The 21,645-nt window shown below is 69.2% G+C and carries 18 protein-coding genes; 8 read left to right on the top strand and 10 right to left on the bottom strand.

The genetic code is table 11. The annotated features are described in order from the left end of the window. Positions 1-34 precede the first annotated feature (34 nt). The 6 genes from K8O92_11015 to ftsH all read right to left on the bottom strand — a co-directional run bounded on the left by K8O92_11015 (position 35) and on the right by ftsH (position 5,698). On the bottom strand, positions 35-511 hold the full coding sequence (locus K8O92_11015; protein UAK34338.1) for a DUF3180 domain-containing protein: 477 nt from the start codon (positions 509-511) through the stop codon (positions 35-37). Beyond that, positions 508-1,044 carry a 2-amino-4-hydroxy-6-hydroxymethyldihydropteridine diphosphokinase gene (folK, locus tag K8O92_11010; GenBank protein ID UAK34337.1) on the bottom strand — a complete coding sequence of 179 codons (537 nt, stop codon included), beginning with the start codon at positions 1,042-1,044 and terminating at the stop codon, positions 508-510. The genes K8O92_11015 and folK overlap by 4 nt, the downstream gene beginning before the upstream one ends. A gap of 61 nt (positions 1,045-1,105) precedes the next feature. Continuing rightward, positions 1,106-1,543, bottom strand: a complete 438-nt coding sequence (gene folB, locus K8O92_11005) for a dihydroneopterin aldolase (GenBank protein ID UAK34336.1) — start codon at positions 1,541-1,543, stop codon at positions 1,106-1,108. Continuing rightward, entirely contained in the window at positions 1,540-2,397 is an 858-nt protein-coding gene (gene folP, locus K8O92_11000) for a dihydropteroate synthase (protein ID UAK35614.1), read from the bottom strand. Before folP ends, folB begins: the two co-directional genes overlap by 4 nt. A 152-nt stretch (positions 2,398-2,549) precedes the next feature. After that, positions 2,550-3,155 carry a GTP cyclohydrolase I FolE gene (gene folE / locus K8O92_10995; protein UAK35613.1) on the bottom strand — a complete coding sequence of 202 codons (606 nt, stop codon included), beginning with the start codon at positions 3,153-3,155 and terminating at the stop codon, positions 2,550-2,552. A gap of 155 nt (positions 3,156-3,310) precedes the next feature. Further along, positions 3,311-5,698, bottom strand: coding sequence for an ATP-dependent zinc metalloprotease FtsH (ftsH, locus tag K8O92_10990; GenBank protein UAK34335.1), 2,388 nt, complete (start codon positions 5,696-5,698; stop codon positions 3,311-3,313). A gap of 359 nt (positions 5,699-6,057) precedes the next feature. Here ftsH and K8O92_10985 point away from each other — a divergent pair, with 359 nt between their 5' ends. Continuing rightward, positions 6,058-7,002, top strand: a complete 945-nt coding sequence (locus K8O92_10985; GenBank protein ID UAK34334.1) for a hypothetical protein — start codon at positions 6,058-6,060, stop codon at positions 7,000-7,002. On the opposite strand, the gene K8O92_10980 is transcribed toward K8O92_10985, so the two are convergent. Then, positions 6,982-7,815 (bottom strand): DUF1266 domain-containing protein, encoded by an 834-nt coding sequence (locus K8O92_10980; protein UAK34333.1) that lies wholly within the window; start codon positions 7,813-7,815, stop codon positions 6,982-6,984. The two genes, K8O92_10985 and K8O92_10980, sit on opposite strands and share 21 nt — an antisense overlap. 113 nt (positions 7,816-7,928) lie before the next feature. Between K8O92_10980 and K8O92_10975 the strand changes: the two genes are divergently transcribed. Further along, complete coding sequence (locus tag K8O92_10975; GenBank protein UAK34332.1) at positions 7,929-8,195, top strand: DUF2277 domain-containing protein; 267 nt, start codon at positions 7,929-7,931, stop codon at positions 8,193-8,195. An 8-nt stretch (positions 8,196-8,203) separates the two neighbouring features. On the opposite strand, the gene K8O92_10970 is transcribed toward K8O92_10975, so the two are convergent. Further along, the gene (locus tag K8O92_10970; protein ID UAK34331.1) at positions 8,204-9,514 is read right to left on the bottom strand and encodes a helix-turn-helix domain-containing protein; all 1,311 of its coding nucleotides are present in this window, start codon (positions 9,512-9,514) and stop codon (positions 8,204-8,206) included. Between the two features lie 184 nt (positions 9,515-9,698). Here K8O92_10970 and K8O92_10965 point away from each other — a divergent pair, with 184 nt between their 5' ends. The 3 genes from K8O92_10965 (at position 9,699) to K8O92_10955 (ending at position 13,439) form a co-directional block, all read left to right on the top strand. After that, positions 9,699-11,303 (top strand): aldehyde dehydrogenase family protein, encoded by a 1,605-nt coding sequence (locus K8O92_10965; GenBank protein UAK34330.1) that lies wholly within the window; start codon positions 9,699-9,701, stop codon positions 11,301-11,303. Beyond that, positions 11,300-12,133: an SDR family oxidoreductase gene (locus K8O92_10960; protein UAK34329.1), complete on the top strand. Its 834-nt coding sequence runs from the start codon at positions 11,300-11,302 to the stop codon at positions 12,131-12,133. Before K8O92_10965 ends, K8O92_10960 begins: the two co-directional genes overlap by 4 nt. 418 nt (positions 12,134-12,551) lie before the next feature. After that, a complete protein-coding gene (locus tag K8O92_10955) occupies positions 12,552-13,439 on the top strand; it encodes a LysR family transcriptional regulator (protein ID UAK34328.1) in 888 nt (295 codons plus the stop codon). On the opposite strand, the gene K8O92_10950 is transcribed toward K8O92_10955, so the two are convergent. Continuing rightward, entirely contained in the window at positions 13,429-14,922 is a 1,494-nt protein-coding gene (locus K8O92_10950; GenBank protein ID UAK34327.1) for an amidase, read from the bottom strand. The genes K8O92_10955 and K8O92_10950 overlap by 11 nt on opposite strands. A gap of 180 nt (positions 14,923-15,102) precedes the next feature. Between K8O92_10950 and K8O92_10945 the strand changes: the two genes are divergently transcribed. The 3 genes from K8O92_10945 to K8O92_10935 are packed head-to-tail and all read left to right on the top strand — an operon-like array spanning position 15,103 to position 21,085. After that, the gene (locus K8O92_10945) at positions 15,103-17,646 is read left to right on the top strand and encodes a serine/threonine protein kinase (protein UAK34326.1); all 2,544 of its coding nucleotides are present in this window, start codon (positions 15,103-15,105) and stop codon (positions 17,644-17,646) included. Next, positions 17,643-20,372, top strand: coding sequence for a protein kinase (locus tag K8O92_10940; protein UAK34325.1), 2,730 nt, complete (start codon positions 17,643-17,645; stop codon positions 20,370-20,372). Before K8O92_10945 ends, K8O92_10940 begins: the two co-directional genes overlap by 4 nt. Next, a complete protein-coding gene (locus tag K8O92_10935) occupies positions 20,369-21,085 on the top strand; it encodes a cyclase family protein (protein UAK34324.1) in 717 nt (238 codons plus the stop codon). Before K8O92_10940 ends, K8O92_10935 begins: the two co-directional genes overlap by 4 nt. 4 nt (positions 21,086-21,089) lie before the next feature. Here K8O92_10935 and hpt read toward each other — a convergent pair whose 3' ends face one another. Next, positions 21,090-21,644, bottom strand: coding sequence for a hypoxanthine phosphoribosyltransferase (hpt, locus tag K8O92_10930; protein ID UAK34323.1), 555 nt, complete (start codon positions 21,642-21,644; stop codon positions 21,090-21,092). Position 21,645 lies beyond the last annotated feature (1 nt).

Here is a 21,645-nt window from a genome sequence, read left to right as displayed (position 1 = left end):
GATTCCGGTTTTGTGATTCCGTTCGTTCCACTAGCTATGTAGTTGCCGCATCGTCTGGGGGGTCCTCCGGAGCCCGGCAGCAGTACTCCAGCCAGAGGGCCGCAGCAACCAAAGCGAATCCCGCCAGCATCCCGACGATCGCGCCGGGGCTGTCGGCCGCCGCCGCGCGCAGAGTGCCGCGCTGCGGGAAGACCCAGCACAAGAAGCCGAGCCAGATGCCCGCCGCGATCGAACCGACCTGCACCGACGCCTTGGCCAACGCGACAGCGCGGGCCGCGGTGATCGGATGCAACTGGTGGCGCCCGTCGCCGATCTCGTGGTCGTTCACCCTGGCCCGGATGACAAAAGCTAGCACCGCCTCGATGGCGGCCACCGGGTACAGCGAAGCGCCCGCGAAAAGCGAGATCGGCGGGAAGTTGTCATAGGCCACGCGGGTGGCGATCCACGCGACTATCGCGGCGATGAGCACGTTCGCCACGAGGTCGAGGACGCGAGTCGGCTTGAGTTTCACGACGGCGTGCCCGTCAGCGAGAATTCGGTGCGGCGCACGCCCGCGCGCTCGGCCGGATCGAGCCGGGCCAGCAGATCCGCCACTGCGCGCGGCGAGCCGTCGACCTCCAGCACCGCGTCCGGCACCACGTCCAGCCACGGCACGAGCACGAAGGCGCGCCGGTGCGCCTGGGGGTGCGGCAGGAGCAGATCCGGGTCGGCGCTGCGGCACGCCACCGGCTCCCCGTCGCGCAGTTCGGCGCACCACACCACGTCCACATCGAGTGTGCGTGCGCCCCAGCGCACCTCGCGCACCCGTCCCGCGGCCTGCTCCAGTTCCTGGCCGCGACGCAGCCAGTCCGCGCAGCCGAAAGCTGGATCTTCCACCAGCACAGCGGCGTTGAGATAGTCCTCTTGCGCGACGCCACCCCAGGGCGCGGTGGCGTACACGGCGGAGACGGCAAGTACTCGATGCCCGAACCCGTCCAGGACGCTACGCAAATGCGCGAGCCGGTCACCCAGATTCGACCCTATGGATAGGACGGCACGGGTCATCGGCGTGCCTCCGCGGCGCCCGGCCCGCACTGGAAAAGGGCCGCGCGGCAGTTCCGCTCGCTCATTCGGCGGGCTCCCCCCGGTGCCGCGAGGTGATCACCCGGACGTCGGCGAACGTGTGCGGGATCGGCGCGGACGGCTTGTGCAGCACTACCTCGACCGCGGTGATCCGCGGATCGGTCATCACGTCGTCGGCGATCTCCGAGGCCACGGTCTCGATGAGATTGCGCGGCGGGCCCTGAACTATCCGCACCGCGCGCTCGGCGAGCGCGCCGTAGTCCACGGTCGCCACCAAGTCGTCGGACGCCGCCGCCACGCCGAAATCCACCCACACGGTCAGGTCGACCGAGAACTCCTGACCGTCGCGACGCTCATGATCGAACACTCCGTGATGCCCGTAGGCACGCAGGCCGCGCAATTCGATCCGGTCCGCGCCGCGCCGGATCGCCGAATCGCGCGGCGGCGCATGTTCTTCGGCGTGGACCGGGGACCGGCTCATCGGTGAGCTCCTTGCGCACTGGATCGGATGGTGTCGTGCTGCGCGGCGCGCTGCCGTGCGGCATTCTGCCACGCGTCGGTGACCGCGATGGCGTCCAGCGACGCGCGCACGTCATGCACGCGCACTCCCCACGCGCCGTGGAGCGCGGCCAGCGCGGACACGGTCGCGGTGGCCGTCTCGCGGCCGTCCGGTGGACGTGGCCCCGTCTCGTCGGCGAGCAGCGAACCCAGGAAACGCTTGCGTGAGGCGCCGATCAGGATCGGCAACCCGTGCGCGACGAGTTCGGGCAGAGCGCCCAGCAGGGTCCAATTGTGCTCGGCGTTCTTCGCGAAGCCCAGGCCGGGATCGAGGACCAGCCGGGAGGGGTCGACGCCCGCGGCGACAGCCGAGTCCACCTGCGCGGTCAGCTCTGCGAGTACCTCGGCGACCACGTCGTCGTAGTGGTCGGCCGGTCCGGTGTGCCGGTAGTCCGCGCCCGCCCGCCAGTGCATGAGAATCCACGGGACCTGCGCGGAGGCGACCACGCGCACCATATCGGGGTCGGCGCGGCCACCGGAGACGTCGTTGACCACCGATACCCCGGCTTCGATCGCCGCGGCGGCCACGGCGGCGCGCATGGTGTCCACGCTGGTCGGCACCCCTGCCGCGACCAGTCCGCGGATGACCGGCGTCACCCGTGCGGCCTCGGTCGCCGCGTCGATGCGCACCGCGCCCGGCCTGGTCGACTCACCGCCGACATCGATGATGTCCGCGCCGGCGGCGTGTAGTCGCACGCCGTGCGCGACGGCCAGCTCGGGGTCGAGATATCGCCCGCCGTCGGAGAACGAATCGCTGGTGACGTTGACCACGCCCATCACCACGCAGGAGCGCCCCTCGCGTGCGCCGACGTTCTCGAGTCCGCTCGCCGGGATCGATCGCCCGTCCGGGCGTGCGGCGGCCTCGGTGGCGGTGTCTTCCCCGGTCGCCGCGCGCCCCGCGCCCTTCAGCTCGGACACCGCGGGCCCGCTCACTTCCGCAGGATCAGATCGAGCGCCTCGGCACGCGAGGCGGCGTTGGATTGCAGCAGTCCACGCACGGCGGAGGTGGTGGTGCTCGCGCCCGGCTTGCGGATACCGCGCATGGCCATGCACAAGTGCTCGGCTTCGACCACCACGATGGCGCCGCGCGGGTCCAGCTTGCGCATCACCGCGTCGGCGATCTGGCTGGTCAACCGCTCCTGCACCTGCGGGCGCTTGGCGTACAGGTCCACCAGCCGGGCGAGCTTGGACAGACCGGTGACCCGGCCGTGCGGGCCCGGGATGTAACCGACATGGGCCACGCCGTGGAACGACACGAGGTGATGCTCGCAGGTGGAGTACATCGGGATGTCCCGAACCAGCACGAGTTCCTGATGGCCCTCGTCGAAGGTGGTGTTGAGCACCGAATCCGGTTCCACGTAGAGCCCGGCGAACGTCTCCCGGTAGGCGCGGGCGACGCGGGCGGGCGTCTCCCGCAGGCCGGGCCGATCCGGGTCTTCGCCGACGGCGAGCAGCAACTCCCGAACCGCCGCTTCGGCCCGCGCCTGATCGAACGATCTGCCGGTTTCCAGGGCGACGAGGCCGGGGTCGGTCATGCCGATGTCGACACCGTCGTACTCAGCGTCATCCGCTTCGGCGAGGGTGTAACCACCGCCATGCTCGTTGGCCGACAATCGAGGACACCTCCAAACTCCCGGGGCACCGGCAATTTCTCGGCACCCCCACGATGGTCGAGCCTAATCGTCACTCGTCAGTGACGACCGTTCGGTCCATCCCAATCGCCGTTGTCGCCCTCGCCGTTCGGGTTGGTCCGGCGCGGCTCGTCATAGCCGCCGTTGTCGCCGTACCCGTCCCGGTCGTAGCCGCCTTCCGGCGTGCCCTGCGGACCCCACTGCTGGTAGCCGGGCCGCGACTGCTGCTGGTCACCCCAGCCGGGCTGACCCTGCTGCTGCGGCTCGTCCCGCGGCGGCCAGCCGGGGGCCGACCATCCCGCCGGAGCGCCGTAGTCCGGCCGCGAACCGTGCGTGCCCTGGCGTGGATACGCCGGAGCGGGCGCCTGCGGCAGCGGGTAGCCGGGCGCGGCCGGGCGCGCGTACTGCGGCGCGCCGTAACCGCTCTCGTGCGGCGGGTAGCCGTTGGAGGTCTGCGGCTCGCGCTGCGCGGAGGCGGCCACCGGCTGCGCCACCGGCTCCGGCGGCCACGATTCGCCGCGCTCGGCGGCCAGCTCGCCCGGCGTCTTCACCGGAGGCTTGTCCGAGGGGACGCGGTCGCCGAAATCGTTGAACGCGGTGATCCGCGGGCGCTTCTCCACCGAGGCGAGGATCTGCTCGAGATCCTTGCGGTGCAAGGTCTCCCGTTCCAGCAGCGCGGTGGCCAGGTCGTCGAGCACGTCGCGGTACTCGTTCAGGATGGCCCACGCCTCGGTGTGCGCGGCCTCGATCAGGTTGCGCACCTCCTCGTCGATCGCGCCGGCCACCTCGTGCGAGTAGTCCGAACCCATGCCCATCGAGCGTCCGAGGAACGGGTCGCCCTGCTCCTGCCCGTAGCGGACCGCGCCCAACCGGGCGCTCATGCCGTACTCGGTGACCATCGCGCGCGCGATCTTGGTCGCCTGATCGATATCGGAGGACGCGCCGGTGGTCGGCTCGTGGAACACCAGCTCCTCGGCCGCACGGCCACCCATAGCCATGACCAGGCGGGCGATCATCTCCGAGCGGGTCATCAGGCCCTTGTCGTCCTCGGGCACCGTCATGGCGTGGCCGCCGGTGCGGCCGCGCGCCAGGATGGTGACCTTGTACACCGGCTCGATGTCGGGCATCGCCCAGGCGGCCAGCGTGTGACCGCCCTCGTGATAGGCGGTGATCTTCTTCTCGTGCTCGCTGATGATCCTGCTCTTGCGGCGCGGGCCGCCGATGACGCGATCGACCGATTCCTCCAGCGATTCACCGGTGATCATCGCGCCGTTCTCGCGGGCGGTGAGCAGGGCGGCCTCGTTGATCACGTTGGCCAGGTCGGCGCCGGACATGCCGACGGTGCGCTTGGCCAGGCCGTCCAGGTCGGCGTCCGGCGAGATCGGCTTGCCCTGGGAGTGCACCCGCAGGATCGCGCGGCGACCGGCGAGGTCCGGATTGCCGACCGGGATCTGACGGTCGAAGCGGCCCGGACGCAGCAGCGCCGGGTCGAGGATGTCGGGACGGTTGGTCGCGGCGATCAGGATGATGCCGGTGCGGTCGCCGAAGCCGTCCATCTCGACCAGCAGCTGGTTGAGGGTCTGTTCGCGTTCGTCGTGACCGCCGCCGAGGCCGGCGCCGCGCTGGCGGCCGACCGCGTCGATCTCGTCGACGAAGATGATGCAGGGGCTGTTCTGCTTGGCCTGCTCGAACAGGTCGCGCACGCGGGAGGCGCCGACACCGACGAACATCTCCACGAAGTCCGAACCGGAGATGGTGAAGAACGGCACACCGGCCTCACCCGCGACGGCACGAGCCAGCAACGTCTTACCGGTGCCGGGCGGGCCGTAGAGCAGGACGCCCTTGGGGATCTTGGCGCCGAGAGCCTGGTAGCGCACCGGATTCTGCAGGAAGTCCTTGATCTCGTAGAGCTCCTCGACCGCTTCGTCGGCTCCGGCCACGTCGGCGAACGTGGTCTTGGGCATGTCCTTGGACAGCTGCTTGGCCTTCGATTTGCCGAAGCCCATCATGCCGCCGCGGCCACCGCCCTGCATGCGGGCCATCACGAAGATGAACAGGCCGAGCAGGATGACCATGGGCAGCACGAACAGCAGGATCTGGGTGAACCAGCTCTCCTGCTTGACCACGGTGTTGTAGGGCGCGCCGGAATTCTTCACGGCGTCGAAGATCTGAGCGGAGGTCTCGCTGCCGCCCGGATACTTCGCGATGATCTTGTTCTGCCCGCTGGTGGCGTCGTTGCCGTCTTTCAGTTCGATGCGCAGCTGCTGCTCGCGATCATCGATCTGCACGTTCTCGACGTTGCTCTTGTTCTCGAGCTGGCTGAGGGCAACCGAGGTATCGACGCTCTTCCAGCCCCGCGTGTCGTTGCCGAAGTAGCTGAACGCATAGATCACGAGCAAAATGCCCGAGACTATGGCCAGGGTGCGAAACACTGTCTTGCGGTTCATAGAGCGTCGGCCGGGGCGGCCAGTCCTTTCCGGTGTCTCCGGTTCTTGCCTAGCGATGCGTCTGGCGCGTCCGGTTCCGCGGGGGTTCGGATGCGGACATGCCACGTTACCGCGTACGGTCTACTCGATACATCGCGCAGTTCGGCTGCAGGTGCAGTTAATGAGGTAAACGGCCGGGGATCGACGGTGGTTCCCGATGTTCCCGGTCCGGCTTCCTCCAAGTGGCAACAATCATGGCATGTTCGGCCTATCGTGAGCGACGACACAACATGGCGGCGCGAGCGACGGGCACGTAAGCGGTAGCTCGCAAACCACGAAGAGCCCCGGAGCGCCGCAGACCAGACACGAGCGCAGGGGGTATGGACATAGTCGAGTTACGCACACCTACAGCGATACTGCGCCACGGCCGCGGCAGGTTGATCGTCCTGCGGCCCGGGTCCGACGGCGAGCGCGTACTGGATGTTCCGGTCTCGGACCTGCTCAAGGTCCGGCTGAACCGGCGCGCGGACGACGCCGTCGTCATCGAGATCTATCTGCGTTACCCCACGCCCGTGCTCACCGGCGTGCCCGCGGACCGCACCCCGCTGCCGGTCCTGATCGCCGAGCACGACGTACCGGCGGCGACCGAGATCATCGACCGGATCAACGCGCACATCCTGGCCACCCAGCGCATCGATATCGCGGCGCCGGATCTGCAGCCACCCGCCCCCACCTGGGGCCGCGGCGGTCCCACTCGCGCGGACGTCGATCGGGCGACGCGCAGGATGTCCCCGCGCCGCGAGGCGAAGCAGGCGATAGCGGCTCTGCATCGTTACGTGACGCCGGAAGAGTACGTTCTGGAAACCGCGATCGCGGTCGCGCATCCGCCCGCGGGGACCGGCTCCGGCCTGCTCGCCGCGACGACGGCGCGACTGCTGTTCATCTCGATCGGCGACGACCGGTACGCGCACGAACTCCCGATTCCCGTGGTCTTGTGGGCGCGCACCACGGATACGCCCACCGCCGGGCGCGGCGAGATCGGTCCCGGGCGCGGCGCGACAGGCATCGAGGTGCACGACGGCAGCCGGACGCTGCACTTCTCCGGCGCCGACCACGCCGACACCGAACGGGTCACCTGCGCGGTCAACTTCGCGGTGCGCCGGGAATCCGCCGACGGCGCCGCGGGTTTCGCCGACCCTGGTGTGGCCCAGCTGTATTCGGAGTGGGAACTGCTGGTCGAGCGGCACTCCCTCGGCATGGTGGACGACGCGCAGTTCCAGCGCTACGGCCGCGGCATCCTGCGCTCACTCCCCGACGGGAACTGAGTTCAGCGCGACCCGCCGCCACGGGCTGGTCGGGCGCAGCCACAGCCGCAGCAACTCCTTGCGGCGGTCGACGCCGCCGTTCTTCAGTTCCGCCAAGTCCTCGCAGGCCTGCCAGTAGGTCCAGCCGGTGAGGTAGGCGTCGCCGAACTGACGCCAGTTGCGGTACTTGCTCTGGGCCAGCGGCAGGGCGCGCGCCAGATAGCTCCAAGCCACCTCGGCATCGAGGTACCCGGCGGTGTAGGCCATCCTGGCCACCGCGACCACCCTGGCCAGATCCCAGGCATGGATGTCACTGGGCAGCGGCCGGGCCAGATGGTCGGTGAATCCGATCTTGATCGCCTGCGACCAGATGTCGTAGTCACGAACCAGCGCCTCGGGGTTGTCCATCCCGCGGAACGCGCCGACCTGCCGAAGGAACGCCCGATGCCGGTCGGCCCGCTCACCGAAACGGTCGCGCTCACTGGCGTTGATGGACGCCGTCACCAGCGGGTGCACCAGCGCGTAGAGCGGGGCGTGCATGCCACCCAGCAACTGCTCCATCGATGCTTGCGCCTCGGTACCGTCGGTGATGCCCCACGCTCCGGTGAGGGTGTCTATGGCCAGCTCACGTCGGTCACCGAGGGGATGCGCGCGCTCGGGGCCGAGCAGCAGCGCGTCGTGGAAGGCGTCCCAGCGCGCCGAGTAGAAGGCGCCGAGGGCCAGCGCTCGCAGTTCGTCGTCGGAGATCGCGGCGCCGGACCAATGGTCTTGCTCCCGTTCGTCCAGCTCCGCGTACGGAAACGTGGTCAAGGTGGGTACACCGCGCGAGGACATGCCCCGATTGTTCCCCATCGGTCCCGGCGAACGCGCGGTATTCACCGATGGCGGCGAATGTTCGATGACTTCTTACCCTGACGCAGGTCGTGATCTGGGGCTAGTGTGCTCGCATGTGTAGAAACATCACCGTCCTGCGTGGTCTGGAACCTGCCGCAACCGAGCAGGAGATCTATGCCGCCGCACTGCAGTACGTGCGCAAGGTCGGTGGCGTGTCCGGCCTGAGCTCGACCACCAAATCGGCCGTCGACAAGGCCGTCGCGGCCATCGCCGAGGCGACCACCACCTTGCTCGCCGAGTTACCCGACCGCAGGGTGGCGCCGCCCACCGAGCCGCCGCTGCGCCGCATCGCCGCCCGCGAAGCCGTGGCGGGCGAGTAGCCGGGCATTCAGGGCAGGGCGTCCACGCCGTAGACGGCGACGCACACCAGCGCGATCTCCAGCGGCAAGCCACGCTCTTCGATCGGATATCCCAGGAGTTGTTCGATCCGCTGCACCCGGTAGCGGACCGTGTTCTTGTGCACACCCAGCACTTTTGCCGTCGCCTCCGGGCTGCGGTGACTGCGCAGATAGGCGTGCAGCGTCTCGCGCAATCGCGCGGCGTTCGCATCCCGGCCCGCCAGCGCGCCCAGTTCGCGCTCGACCAATCCGCGCATGGCCGCTTCGTCCGCGCCGGCGAGATAAGCGATCTCCACCGCTCGATACCCGGTGACCCGTCGGCCGCCGACGGGTGCGCGCTCGGCGACCTGCCGCGCGGCCACCGCCTCGTGATGACTCCGGCGGAAGCCCGCGATCCCCCCGGCCGGCACACCGAAGGCGACCCGCACCGGGGCTTGGACGTGCGCCGCTGCCAGCCGCTCCACTTGTCCCGGCGCCGCGATCTCGGCGCCGCGTTCCGCCTCGTCCCAACCCGACCACGCCCACATCGCGCTGGCGCCGGAGGCAACGGTGAGCACGCGCGCGCTGCCGAGCGCCGCGGCCAGCCGCGCCGCGACCCGATCCAGCAGTCCGGTCGCCTCCGCCTCCGCACCGGTGGGTTCTCCGGTCGGCTCGTCGGTCCACAGCACGAAGGCCAGATGTTGCTGGGAGAGCCGGTAGCCCAGCCGCATCGATGCCTGCTCGATGTCGACGTCGTCCCCGTCCAGCAGGGCGCGCACGGTCTCGGCGCGTCGGTTGAGCGCCGCGCGCAGGACCTGCTCGCGCTCCTCCATGTAGGTGTCGGTGAGCAATTCGACCGAGGTGTTCATCCACTTGGTGGCCCGCTCGAACAGCCGCAGCAGCACCACTCGCTCGAGTGCGGGCGTCGCCTGCCGCTGCTCGACGACCTCGGTCATGTAGTCCAGCACCGCCTCCATGCCCACGTGATAGACCCGCAGCAGCAACCGCAGCTCGAATCCGCGCCTGGCCACGCTGCGTGCGAAGGCGTGCGCCTCCTCCGGCAGCGAGAATTCGAAGGTGTCGCTGGTCAGGCGACTGAGCACGATCCTCGCGTGCGCGCGGGTGCTGGCCGCGAGGTCACGGCGCATATCGCGATCGGCGAGTTCGGGGATGCGCGCGATGATCACGTCGTCGAGCCGGCCGACAATTTGCTCGAGGGTGTCCGCGCGCATCGTCTCGTAGACGTACTCGGCGAGCCAGTCGCGCACTTCGTCGGGAGCGGGGCTCGGCCGGGCGGCGCCCGGAGATGGCCGAACGTTCATCGCCACCTCCTTCGGCTCGGCGGATGCGCGTCACTGTTTGTTCCGAGGGAACAAATTCGCCCGTCCTACTTGACCGAATGGGCCAAGAAAGTCTGTTCGGATTGTGTCACGATCATAGTTCAGTGGCCTGCCTCACAGCAGTCAGCAGACCGCGGTTCAACACGACGTCAGTGGGAGAACAGCAGTGACCAACACCGAACCAGCGCCCGCGAACGAGAAAGCGCGGGCAGACGAAACGACCGCGCGGAAGGACGGCCCCGCCGTCATCGAGGTGCGCAATCCCGGCACCGGTCAGGTCGTCGGCACGGTGCCGGACGAGACCGCCGACGCGGTCGCCGCCAAGGTTCGTGAACTGCGGCTGTACCAGCCGGAGTGGGAGGCGATCGGTCCCGAAGGTCGCAAAGTCTGGCTGCTGAAGTTCCAGGACTGGTTGATCGACAATACCGACCGGCTGGCCACCGTGCTGCAGTCGGAAACCGCCAAACCTCGGGTGGATGCCCTGATCGACCCGGGGTTCGCGACCGACCTGATCGGCTACTACGCGCGCCGCGCGGCCGAGTTCCTGGCCGACGACCACCCGTCGCCGCACAGTCCGCTGGCTCGGGTCAAGCGACTGACCACGGTGTACCGGCCCTATCCGGTGGTCGGCGTCATCACGCCGTGGAACTTCCCGCTGGCCATGCCCGTGATGGATGTGTTCCCCGCGCTCGCCGCCGGGGCGGCCGTCATCCTCAAGCCGTCCGAGGTGACTCCGCTGTCCGCGCTCGAACTGGCGAAGGGCTGGGCCGAGATCGGCGCGCCGCCGGTCTTCTCCGTGGTCACCGGCGCGGGCGCGACCGGAGCGGCCGTGGTCGGCAACGCCGACTACATCCAGTTCACCGGCTCCACCGCTACCGGCCGCAAGATCGCCGCCGCGTGTGTGGAGCGGATGGTGCCCTACAGCCTCGAACTGGGTGGCAAGGACCCGGCCATCGTCCTGGCCGACGCCGACCTCGACCGGGCCGCGCACGGCATCGCCTTCGGCGGCATGTTCAACTCCGGCCAGGTCTGCATCTCGGTGGAGCGGGTATATGTCGAGGCGCCCGTGTACGACGAGTTCGTCGCCAAGTTGACCGCCAACGTCAAGGCGCTGCGCCAAGGGCTGGACGGGCGCGACTCGAAGTACGACGTCGGGGCGCTGGCCAACGAGAACCAAGTGGCCATCGTGCAGCGCCACGTCGAGGAGGCCGTCGCGGCCGGCGCCAAGGTGCTCACCGGCGGCAAGCGGGCCGGGTTCGGCACCGCCTTCGAGCCGACCGTCCTCGTCGACGTCGACCACACCATGTCCTGCGTCACCGAGGAGACCTTCGGCCCGACGTTGCCGGTGATGAAGGTGGCCGACGAGTCCGAGGCGGTTCGACTGGCCAACGACTCCATCTACGGCCTGTCGGCCTCGGTGTGGACCGGCGACAAGGAGCGCGGGGAGCGGATCGCCCGGCAACTGAACGCGGGCGCGGTCAACATCAACGACGTCTTCGCCAACCTGTTCAGTTACGCGTTGCCGATGGGCGGCTGGGGCCTCTCCGGTGTCGGCGCCCGCTGGGGCGGAGCCAACGGTGTGCGCAAGTACTGCCGTCAGCAGGCGATCACCACGCCGATTCTGCCGACCCAGCAGAAGGAACTGTTCTGGTACCCGTATTCGATGCCGAAGCTGCTGTTCGCACTCGGCGCCATGCGCGCGGCGGGCGCGCGCGGCCTGCGTCGTCTCGACGTTCCGGCCCTGCTGAAGCTCAGAGGAGGCGACAAGTGACCGAAGCGAAGCAGATTCGCGGCAAGGTCGTCGTCATCACCGGTGGCGCCCGCGGCATCGGGCTCGCAACCGCGACCGCGCTGCAAGCCCTCGGCGCGCGGATCGCGATCGGCGACATCGACGAAACCACGGTCAAGGAGTCGGGGACGGCGCGTGATTTCGAGCTCTACGGCAGGCTCGACGTGACCGACCAGGATTCGTTCGACGGCTTCCTCGACGAGGTGGAACGCACCCTCGGCCCGATCGATGTGCTGATCAACAACGCGGGCATCATGCCGACCGGCAAGCTGGTCGACGAGCCGGACCCGCTGACCCGGCGCATCTTGGACATCAACGTCTACGGCGTGATCCTGGGGTGCAAACTGGTATTGCGCCGGATGCTGCCGCGCGGCAGCGGCCACATCATCAACATCGCCTCGCTGGCCGGCGAGACCCACATCCCCGGGCTGGCCACCTACAACGCCAGCAAACACGCGGTGCTCGGGTTCACCGACACGCTGCGGGAGGAGTACCGCGGCACCGGCGTGCGCTTCTCCTCGGTGCTGCCCACGTTGACCAACACCGAGCTGGGCTCCGGTGTCACCGCGCCCAAGCTGCTGCGCCCCGCCGAGCCGGAGGAGATCGCCGACGCCGTCGCCGAGCTGATCGTCAGGCCGAAGTCGAAGGTGCGGGTGACCGCGGTGGCCGGCTTCATCTCACAGTTCGTCGGCTTGCTGCCGGAAAAGCTCGGCGACGGTATCGGCCGGGCGCTCGGGTCCGGGCGGGCTTTCCTCGACGACGTCGACGCCGAGAAGCGCAAAGCGTACGAGGAGCGCGCCCGCGGGGTGTGAACTCGGCGCCGAGCCAGGGCGCCGCGGCCGGGATTCCTTTCGGCCGCGGCGCTTCGCCGTGCGGCCGCTCCGGCTACGTGACGAACAACTTGTGAGGAAAATCACGCGAGCTGTCGCTTACACCGCGTAGCCGGTCAGCGGCAAATTTTCAGCCCGCAGGCGGCAATCGCGGCGGCGTCCACTATCCGCCACCCGCACTCCCGACCGGCCCTCATCCATGCTGGTCAACCGCCCAATTGCGGGGATGCGGCCGGAAACGCTCGATGCATGCCGGAAATTCGCCAACCGCCTAGTGCGGAGCACCACCGGAAGCAATATGCTGTCTCTAACAAACCTGCCGACTGTTTCGGCGCCAGTATCCGAACTTTTCGGCCTGATAAGGCTGGAAATTCCGGACCGATTCTGATAGCAAGGGGCTATGGACCCGCACTTGCGCGATCTGCGGTATTTCGTCGCCGTCGCTGAGGAACTTCACTTCACCAACGCCGCTCAGCGGCTGCACATCGCTCAACCCACCCTGTCGCGTCAGATCCGTCAGCTGGAACGCCAGCTCGACGTGGTCCTGTTCGACCGCAACCAGCGCAGTGTCGCGCTGACCGTCGCGGGCAAGGAGCTGCTCGAAGGCGCCCGCAAGATCCTGGAGCTGTGGGAGGTCACCAACGTCTCGCTGCAGGAGGCGGGCGAGGTGCTGCGCGTCGGCATCCAGTCCGCTCTCGGCCGCGGCCTGCTCAGCGACCTGGAGAGCGCGAGCGGACACCGCCTCGCGCTGCACGCGGCCTCGTGGACCGATCCCTCCAGCGGGCTCGCCGGCCGTCAGGCCGACCTCGCGCTCGTCTGGTTGCCGCTGCCCGATCAGAGCCGCTACCGGTGGCAGGTGCTGCGCACCGAGCCGCGTTGGGTGCTGCTCCCGGAGAACCACCCGCTGGCCGTCTCGGAGACCATCGAGTTCACCGATCTGCTCGACGAGCCCTTCGTCGCCCTGCCCACCGAGGCAGGTGCGGTGCGCGACTTCTGGCTCGGCAACGACGGACGCGGCGGCCGTCCGCCGAAGATCGGCGCGGAGGCCGCGACCGCCGAGGACAAGCTGGAAGCCGTGAGTCTCGGCCTGGGCGTGTGCCTGCTCGCCGAGAACAACGTGCCGATGTACCGCTGGCCCGGCCTGACCGCGCGCCCCGTGTCGGGACTCGCGCCGTGCGAGCTCGCCGTGGCATGGCGGGCCGACGACAACCGGCCGACCATCCTCGAGTTCGCCGGGCGGGCCGTGGAGGGCGGGTTCGCCGCGCAGCAGTCGCCGGTCAGCGTCTGAATCGGCCCGGCGGGGCCGCGGGCGCGGTGCGCCGCCACGGGTGGCGTGCCTCCAACTGCGCGGACAGTCGCAGCAGAGTGGATTCGCTGCCCGGCGGTCCCGCGAGCTGGGCGGCCACCGGTGTGCCCGACCGAGGGTGCATGCCCATGGGGACGGAGGCAGCGGGCCAGCCCACCAGATTCCACATCGGGGTGAAGGGTGCGAACCGCGCGCCGGCGAGCAGAGTGGCCGGTCGATTGCGGAAGTGCCAGGCCCGCGCCGTGGGTGGCGGGGCGGCGAGCGTGGGAGTGATCACCACGTCGTAACGCTCGAAGAACTCCAGTAGTCGCGCCTCGACCCGGTCGATCTGGGCGGGGCGCGCGAGCCGCAGTCGATGCACTGTCCGGCCGAGGGCCAGTCGACGGCGGGCTCTACGCGATAGCTGGTCGGGCTCGGGTAGTTCGGGGGCATCGCGTGCGCCGAGGGCCAGCCAGCGTAGGGATGCCGCGAACAGAGCGTTCCCATACGGTAGCGCGGTCGGTTCGACCAGATGGCCCGCCGCCGCGGCCACCGAAGCCGCTCTGCGGGCCGCCGCCGTCCAGTGCCGGTCGACACGCATCAGGCCAGAGGGTGGATCCACGGCCAGACCGATGCGTAGTCGGGGGGGTGGATCCACCTCGGCTAGGTCGGGCCGCGCCGCCAGCACCGACAGCGCCAGCGCGGCGTCGTCAACACTCGTCGCGAGCACACCGCTTTCGACCAAGCCGGACCAGGCGCCCGCACCGGGGACCGTGTACTGCCCCGGCTTGATCCCGAAGATCCCGCAGCATGCGGCGGCGACCCGCACCGACCCCAAGCCGTCGCAGCCGTGCGCCACCGGAACCAGCCCGGCCGCGATCGCGGCGCCGGCCGCACTTCCCGCGTTGCGTGTGGGGTTCCATGGATTGCGGACGACGCGCTCGCCGTCCGCGGTGGTCACCCACCGGCCCAGTTCGGGCGCCGCGACGAGCCCCAGGACCACCGCGCCCGCGGCGCGCAGCCTGGCCACCACCGGATGATCCGCGGCGGCTGCCGTACCCCATGGCACCGGCTCGCCCGCGATCGCGACGCCGTGTTCGACCGCGACCGGAACACCGGCCAGCGGCAGCACGTCGAGGTCGTCGCGCTCCATCAGGCCGACCGACTCGGCCATGGCCTGCTCGGCGCGAAGGACGCTGAACGCGTCGACATCCCGCTCCGCGGCCGAGATCCGCGTCCCGGCGTCCGCGGCCACCTGGCCGGGGTGCAACAGTCCGTCTCGCACGCACGCCGCGATGGTGGCTGCCGGGCCGCGTTCGAGGCCGTACTCGGCTTCTGCGATGCGCTCCGGTCGCGCGTCGGCAGCGGCCCCGAGTAATCGCGCGAACGCCGTTTCGGTGGTCTTCGCATTCGGAATGGTTGTTTGCGGTGCGGCGTTTCTCGCCGACATCGAGCCGTTCGCCACTACCGCGGCCTCGTCAGACATGTGCTGGTCATCCCCCGTCGCGTCGTTGTCGAAATCGGGTGATCCACTGTCGAGCCGCAAGTTATCATTTCGGATACGGCGCGGGGGATGATGGTGTTGGGTGTGGCGGGAAATTTTCGGCGCATCCGACCAACCACCGTTGCGGATTCCGCGGCGTCCGCCGAGCCACTAGGTCCGAGCATGAGTGCGAACTCTGAGAGAAGTTCCGAGCGCGACACAGGTGTTTCCACCCGTGCGAGGAGTGGCGACCTGTCGCGTGCCGAATCCGACGCGGTATCGGCATTCTCCGCGGCCTGGGAATCCACCCGGCGCCCACCGCCGATCGCCGAATACCTGCCCGACGCCGCCACCTTGCGCCGCGCCGCATTGCTGGAGCTGATCCGCGTCGACTTGCGTCATCGCTGGCTGCGCCGTTCCCGCGCGAGCACGGCGCCGGAACCCGCCGCGCGCCTGCGCTTGGCCGATTACTGCGCAGAATTTCCCGAACTCACATCCGATGATTTTCCTGCCGGTCTGGTGTACGAGGAGTTCGTCATCCGCCGCCAGAGCGGGGAGCGGGTCGATCCGCGCGAATGCCTGCGCGAATATCCGCGACAGGCCGAGGAACTGCGCGAGTTGTTGAACGCCGACGAGATCGACCAGAGCACCCACCGCGCGACCCCGGACGATTCCACCCGGACCGTCGTGGCGCGCCCCCAGGGCCTCCTCGCCGACACCGCGTTGAACCGAACCGCCGAGTCCGATCGTGATTCGGAGATGACCAGAACGACCGCAGCGGATCCGACCGGAACGGCCACCGCCGTGCCTACGACGATCGGCACCGGACCGGGCCGATACAACGCGCTCGACCGCATCGAGGTCGGGCAACGGATCGATGATTTCGATCTGCTGACCGGTTTGGGCAGTGGCGCGTTCGCCCGTGTCTTCCTCGCGCGGCAGCGCACGCTGCAACGGCTGGTGGCGGTCAAGATCTCCGCCGACCACGGCACCGAGCCGCAGACCCTGGCCCAGCTCGACCACGACTACATCGTGCGAGTGTTCGACCAGCGCCTGCTCGACGACGCCGAGGGCGCCGCGCGCCGGCTGCGGCTGCTCTACATGCAGTTCCTTCCCGGTGGCACGCTGCTCGGCCTGCTGCGCCGGGTGCGGGCCACCCCGCCCGCCGAGCGCAGCGGCCGGCTCCTGCTCGACGCCGTGGACGCGGCGATGGAGGAGAAGGGCGAGATCCGGCCGACCGACTCCAGCGTGCGCGCCGAGATCGCGACGCTGAGCTGGCCGGAGACGGTGGCCTGGCTGGGCCGCAGGCTGGCCGAGGCGCTGGAATACGCGTCCTCGCACGGAGTGCTGCACCGCGATGTCAAACCGGCCAACGTCCTGCTCACCGCCGAGGGCGTGCCGAAACTGGCCGACTTCAACATCAGCTTCAGCCGCAACGTGGAGGGCACAAGTCCAGTGGCCTACTTCGGCGGCTCGCTGGCCTACATGTCGCCGGAACAACTGGAGGCCTGTCATCCCGGTTTCGACCGTAGCGCCGCCGACCTGGACACTCGCGCCGACATCTATTCGCTCGGGGTGGTGCTGTGGGAGCTGCTCACCGGCGCCAAGCCGTTCGACGACAGCACGGCGGGCGTGGGCGGCCAAGGCGACGACACCACCTTGGAAGCCATGCTGGAGCGGCGCAGCGCCGGTGTGGACACGGCCGCGCTGGAGGCGGTCCCGCCCGACTGCCCCGCCGCGTTGCGCCGTGTGCTGCTGACCTGCCTGGCGCCGGAGCGGGCCGACCGCTGGTCCAGCGGCACCATTTTGGCCAGGCAGCTGGAGATGTGCCTCGACGAGCGCGCACGCGAACTGGTCGATCCCGCGCCGAACAGCTGGCGGCGGCGGCTGCGCCCGTACATAGTGCCGGTCGCGCTGGTGGCGGTGGCACTGCCGAATGTGCTCGCCTCGCTGTACAACATCCAGCACAACGAAAACCTGATCATCAGCCGCATGACCGAGGATGCCCAGCGGACCTTCCTCGTCATCACCGGCACCGTGAACGCGATCTTCTTCCCGGCTGGTATCGCGCTGGTGCTGTACATGGCCAGATACGTGCTCACGGTGCCCCGCGGTCTGCGCAAAGGACGACGATACGACCCGGAGACCCTACAGCGCGCCAGAAAGGACGCGCTACTGATGGGCGATCGTGCCGTGGCCGTGGCATTCTCGCTGTGGGTACTGGCCGGGTTGATCTTCCCGCTCGCATTACAGGTCTCGACCGGAGACATTTCGACACCAGCCATGGTGCACTTCTTCTCTTCCCTGGTGGTGTGCGGTGCGATCGCGGTCGCCTATCCCTTCTTCCTGCTGACCTTCTACATGGTCCGGTGCATCTATCCGCTGTTCCTCCGGCACGGCGACATCAGCCCCGAGGACGCGGTGTGGTTGCGTGGCCTGGACCGGCGCTGCAACCGCTACCTCGCGGTGGCCGCCTCGGTGCCGCTGCTCGCGGTGGCCGGAGTCACTTTCCTGCCCCCGCCCGACATCCCGTCGGTGATCTTCGCGGTCCGGCTGCTGTGTGTGGGCGGCATAATCGCGTTCGTGGGCACCTACTTGCTGTTCCGTGCGCTGGAAGCGGATCTGCATGCGCTGGAGCGGGTCGTCGATCCCGAATCCGCCGCGATGGGGGCCCCCGCGGGCCAGCCTGTACGAGTGTCGACGGCCACAGTGGAGACCAGCACGTGACCTCCTCGCGCACCGATGCCGTCGCCCGGTTCGCCACCGACTGGCAGCGCAGCCTCCACAACGATCGGTTGCCGCCCCGAATCTCCGACTATGTGCCCGACGGCGCGCGGGTGCGCTTGGCCGTACTCGTCGACCTGATCCGGGTGGATCTATGGCGGCGCTGGGAGCGCGAAGGGCTCGGTAAACGGATCGCGGAATACCGATCGGAATTCCCCGAGGTGGAAGACAGCCCCGAGCTGGTCGATCTGGTGTGCGAGGAATTCCGCGCACGCCGGGAACGGGAACCGCTGCCGCCGGAGGACTTCCTCGCCGAGTATCCGGACCTCGCCGACTCGATCCGCGAACGTCTCGCCGTCCTCGCCGCCGACGCCGACCTCATCGCGGCCGAGTCTCGTGCAGCCGCCGCGGCGCTGGCCGACCTCGCGCCCGGTCTGCGGATAGATGACTTCGACCTGCTCACCGACTTGGGCTCGGGCCTGCTCGGCCGCGTCTTCCTGGCCAGGCAACGTTCGATGCAGCGGCTGGTCGCCGTCCGGTTCTCGGCGGGACGCGCGGGCGCGCCGCACACGATGGCCCAGCTCGACCACTCCCATATCGTGCGCGTCTTCGACCAGCGGGTGCTCAGCGCCGACGCCGCGCGCACCCTGACCGTCGCTGGTCCGCTCGCGAACGGCGGCCGCACCACCACGGCCGCTGAACCGAACGCGACCATCGCGGTGCGTGACCTCGACGCCACGGTTTCCGAGCCGTTCGATCCCGACGCCACGGTCGCGGCCACGCCGGCCCGCCCGACCGCGAGCCACACCGGCGACGATCCGGCAGTCGCCGAGCCCGGTGCTCCGGGCATGGGACGAGCCGACGTAGCCGGCGGCCGACGATCCACCGCGGACGACGCGACGGTCGCCGCCGGAACGAGCGCCGCCGCGGGTAGCAGCAGTGACGACACCACCGTCAGTGCGCCTCGCACGCGTCCTGCGCGCCGCGACGGCACGCCGATCCCCGAGCACGAGGCCGGGCAATACGCCGGATCGGCCGACGGCGCCGTGGTCCTCGCCTATCCGACGCAGGCCGAATCGACCGACCTGGACGCCACGCTCCCGGCCCCGCCGGACCAGGCCGACGCCGCGCCCGGCCCACAACTGGCCCCGGACTCCCGCTTGCCCGCACTCCCACGCCTGGTCTACATGCAGTACCTCCCCGGCGGCACCGCGGTCGGGCTGCTCGAGCAACGCCGTCTCGGCCCGGTGACCGACGGCGGCACCCTGCTGCTGCGGGCGGTGGACACCGCCATGGAGGACAAAGGCGAGATCCGTCCGGCGGATTCGAGCGTGCGCACCGAGATCGCGCGGCTCACCTGGCCGGAAACCGTGGCGTGGGTGGGCAGGCGGCTGGCCGACGCGCTGGATTACGCCGAGCACCACGGCGTGCTGCACCACGACATCAAACCGGCGAACGTCCTGTTCACCGCGGAGGGCATCCCGAAGCTCGCGGATTTCGCTCTCGGCGAGGCGGCGCCGCGCACACCCGCTCCGCACCATCCCGGCGCGACCGACGCACTGGTCTATCGCTCCCCGGAGCAGCTGGCCCATTATCTCGATCCCGATGCGCCCGCCCCGGGTAACGGCAGCGACATCTACTCCCTCGGCGTGCTGCTGTGGGAAATGCTGACGGGGGCAACCCCGTTCGACGATCCGCCGCCCACCGACGACGTCCCCGAGACTTACGCGCGGATGCTCGCGGTGCGCCGTGGCGGCGTCTCGGCGGCGGCCCTGTCACTCCTGCCCGAAGACACTCCGGCCACGCTGCGCCGCGTGCTGCTGGACTGCTTACACGCGGAGCCCCAGCGGCGCTTGCGCAGCGGCGCGGAGCTCGCGGGACAACTCGACCTGTGCCTCGACACCCGCGCGCGCGACCTGGTCGATCCCCCGCCCGACAGCCTCGCCCACCGAGCCCGCGGCTGGCTGCTCCCGGTAGCGGCGCTGTGCGCCGGCGTGCCGAACGTGCTGGCCAGCTTCTACAACATCCAGCTGAACCAGACTCTGATCATCGACCGGATGTCGGCCGCCGACCAGGAGAAGTTCGCGGCGGTCGTATTGATCAACAATCTCATCGCGTTTCCGGTCGCCGCGCTGCTTTTGCTGTTCATCACCCGGCGGCCGCTCGCCATCGCCTACCGGCTCGGCCACGGCCGGGGATACTCCGCGCGCATGCTCGCGAAAGCGCGTCGCGACACCCTGCTGATGGGCGATTGGGCAGTGTGGATCCCCTTCGGTTTCTGGCTGATCGCCGGCATCATCTGGCCGCTGGGAGTGGCCTTCTCCGGTGTAAGCCTGCCGAGCGGGACCTTCTTGCATTTCTTCGCGGCGCAGGTGGTGTGCGCGGCGATAGCCCTGGCCTATCCGTTCTTTCCGATCATGGTCTACTCGGTGCGCTCGATCTATCCACAACTGCTCCTGCGCGGTGGCATCGGCCCTGACGACGAACGCCAGCTGCGCGCGCTGGCCAAGCGCGGCAATTTCTACCTCGGTGTGGCGGCGTCGGTTCCCCTGCTGGGAGTGGCGACCGCGACCTTCGTCGACCCCGCCGACCTGCAGCTGGTGATCGTTCCGGTGCGCGTGCTCAGCGTGGGTGGCATCCTGGCATTCGTGCTGACCTATCGGCTGTTCCGGCTCCTCGAAGCAGATCTGCTCGCTTTGGCCAGGGCGATTCCGCAGCGGGCGCGATGACCACACCGCGGCCGCTGGGGCGGCTGGTGAGCCTGTCGCACGTCCACGATCCGGTCACCACTCCGCTGTATCCGGACGATCCGGAATTCCGCACCGACATCGTGGCCACGATCGCGAACGACGGCTATCACCTGCGCTACATCCAGCAAGGCGAACACACCGGAACACATTGGGGCGCACCGATCCATTTCCGTGCCGACGGGCTGGCCGCGGACGAACTCGAACTGGACGATCTGCTGCTGCCCGCGGTGAAGATCGATGTGCGGCAGCGCTGCGCGGACGATCGCGACTACACGATCACGGTCGGCGATGTGAAGCAATGGGAGGCCGAGCACGGCCGGATTCCGGACGGTGCCGCGGTGGTCGCCTGGACCGGCTGGGACGCCAAGTGGGGTACGCCCGAGTTCATCGGCACGGGCGAATCAGCCGGTCGGCAACCGGGTTTCGCGGTGGAGACGGTGGAATGGCTGTTGCGCACCGGCAGGCTCGGCCGCCGCGGCGCGCTCGGCATCGACACGTTCGGCCCCGACGTGGGAACCGACGAGACGTACGCGGTGTCCAAACTGCTCTACGGCGAGCACCGGATCAGCTTGGAATGCTTGGCGAACCTGACCGCGCTGCCCGCGACCGGGGCGTGGGTGCTGGTGGGCGGACCGATATACCGCGGTGGTTCCGGCTCTCCCGCAACCATTTTCGGCATCCTGGGCGGCTGACGCCTCAGCCGCCGTATACCTTCGGGTCCAGGGTGCCGATGTAGGGCAGGTCGCGGTAACGCTCCGCGTAGTCGAGGCCGTAGCCCACGACGAATTCGTTCGGGATGTCGAAGCCGACGTGCGCGACTTCCACGGGTGTGCGTAGCGCGTCGGGCTTGCGTAGGAGGGTGACCACCTCGAGCGAGGCCGGGTTTCGGGTGGACAGGTTCCGCTTGAGCCACGACAGCGTCAGCCCGGAGTCGATGATGTCCTCGACGATCAGGACGTTGCGGCCGGCGATGTCCTTGTCCAAGTCCTTCATGATGCGCACGACGCCGGAGGAGGAGGTCGACGACCCGTAGGACGAGACGGCCATGAACTCCATCTGGGTCGGGATCGGCAGGGCCTTGGCCAGGTCGGTCATGAAGAAGATCGCGCCCTTGAGCACGCCCACCAGCAGCAGGTCCCCCTCGGGAGCGCCGGGGGGATACCGTTTGGCGATGAGTTCGGCCAGCTCTTGGGTCTTGGCGGCGATCTGTTCCTCGGTGATCAGCACCGACGCGATGTCGTCCCCGTACACG

Origin of the sequence: Nocardia asteroides, from assembly GCA_019930625.1 — a bacterium.
Lineage (GTDB): Bacteria > Actinomycetota > Actinomycetes > Mycobacteriales > Mycobacteriaceae > Nocardia > Nocardia sputi.
The sequence above is the reverse complement of the archived record's forward strand: the minus strand, read 5'-3'. Positions and strand labels throughout refer to the sequence as shown.

Bases quoted from the DNA above. Each gene is read 5' to 3' on its own strand.
- K8O92_10975 (UAK34332.1), top strand. From the start codon at position 7,929: ATGTGTAGAAACATCACCGTCCTGCGTGGTCTGGAACCTGCCGCAACC.
- K8O92_10935 (UAK34324.1), top strand. From the start codon at position 20,369: ATGACCACACCGCGGCCGCTGGGGCGGCTGGTGAGCCTGTCGCACGTC.
- K8O92_10970 (UAK34331.1), bottom strand. From the start codon at position 9,514: ATGAACGTTCGGCCATCTCCGGGCGCCGCCCGGCCGAGCCCCGCTCCC.
- folK (UAK34337.1), bottom strand. From the start codon at position 1,044: ATGACCCGTGCCGTCCTATCCATAGGGTCGAATCTGGGTGACCGGCTC.
- folB (UAK34336.1), bottom strand. From the start codon at position 1,543: ATGAGCCGGTCCCCGGTCCACGCCGAAGAACATGCGCCGCCGCGCGAT.
- K8O92_10950 (UAK34327.1), bottom strand. From the start codon at position 14,922: ATGTCTGACGAGGCCGCGGTAGTGGCGAACGGCTCGATGTCGGCGAGA.
- folE (UAK35613.1), bottom strand. From the start codon at position 3,155: ATGACCGACCCCGGCCTCGTCGCCCTGGAAACCGGCAGATCGTTCGAT.
- K8O92_10945 (UAK34326.1), top strand. From the start codon at position 15,103: ATGAGTGCGAACTCTGAGAGAAGTTCCGAGCGCGACACAGGTGTTTCC.
- K8O92_10955 (UAK34328.1), top strand. From the start codon at position 12,552: ATGGACCCGCACTTGCGCGATCTGCGGTATTTCGTCGCCGTCGCTGAG.
- folP (UAK35614.1), bottom strand. From the start codon at position 2,397: ATGGGCGTGGTCAACGTCACCAGCGATTCGTTCTCCGACGGCGGGCGA.
- K8O92_10985 (UAK34334.1), top strand. From the start codon at position 6,058: ATGGACATAGTCGAGTTACGCACACCTACAGCGATACTGCGCCACGGC.
- K8O92_10980 (UAK34333.1), bottom strand. From the start codon at position 7,815: ATGTCCTCGCGCGGTGTACCCACCTTGACCACGTTTCCGTACGCGGAG.
- ftsH (UAK34335.1), bottom strand. From the start codon at position 5,698: ATGAACCGCAAGACAGTGTTTCGCACCCTGGCCATAGTCTCGGGCATT.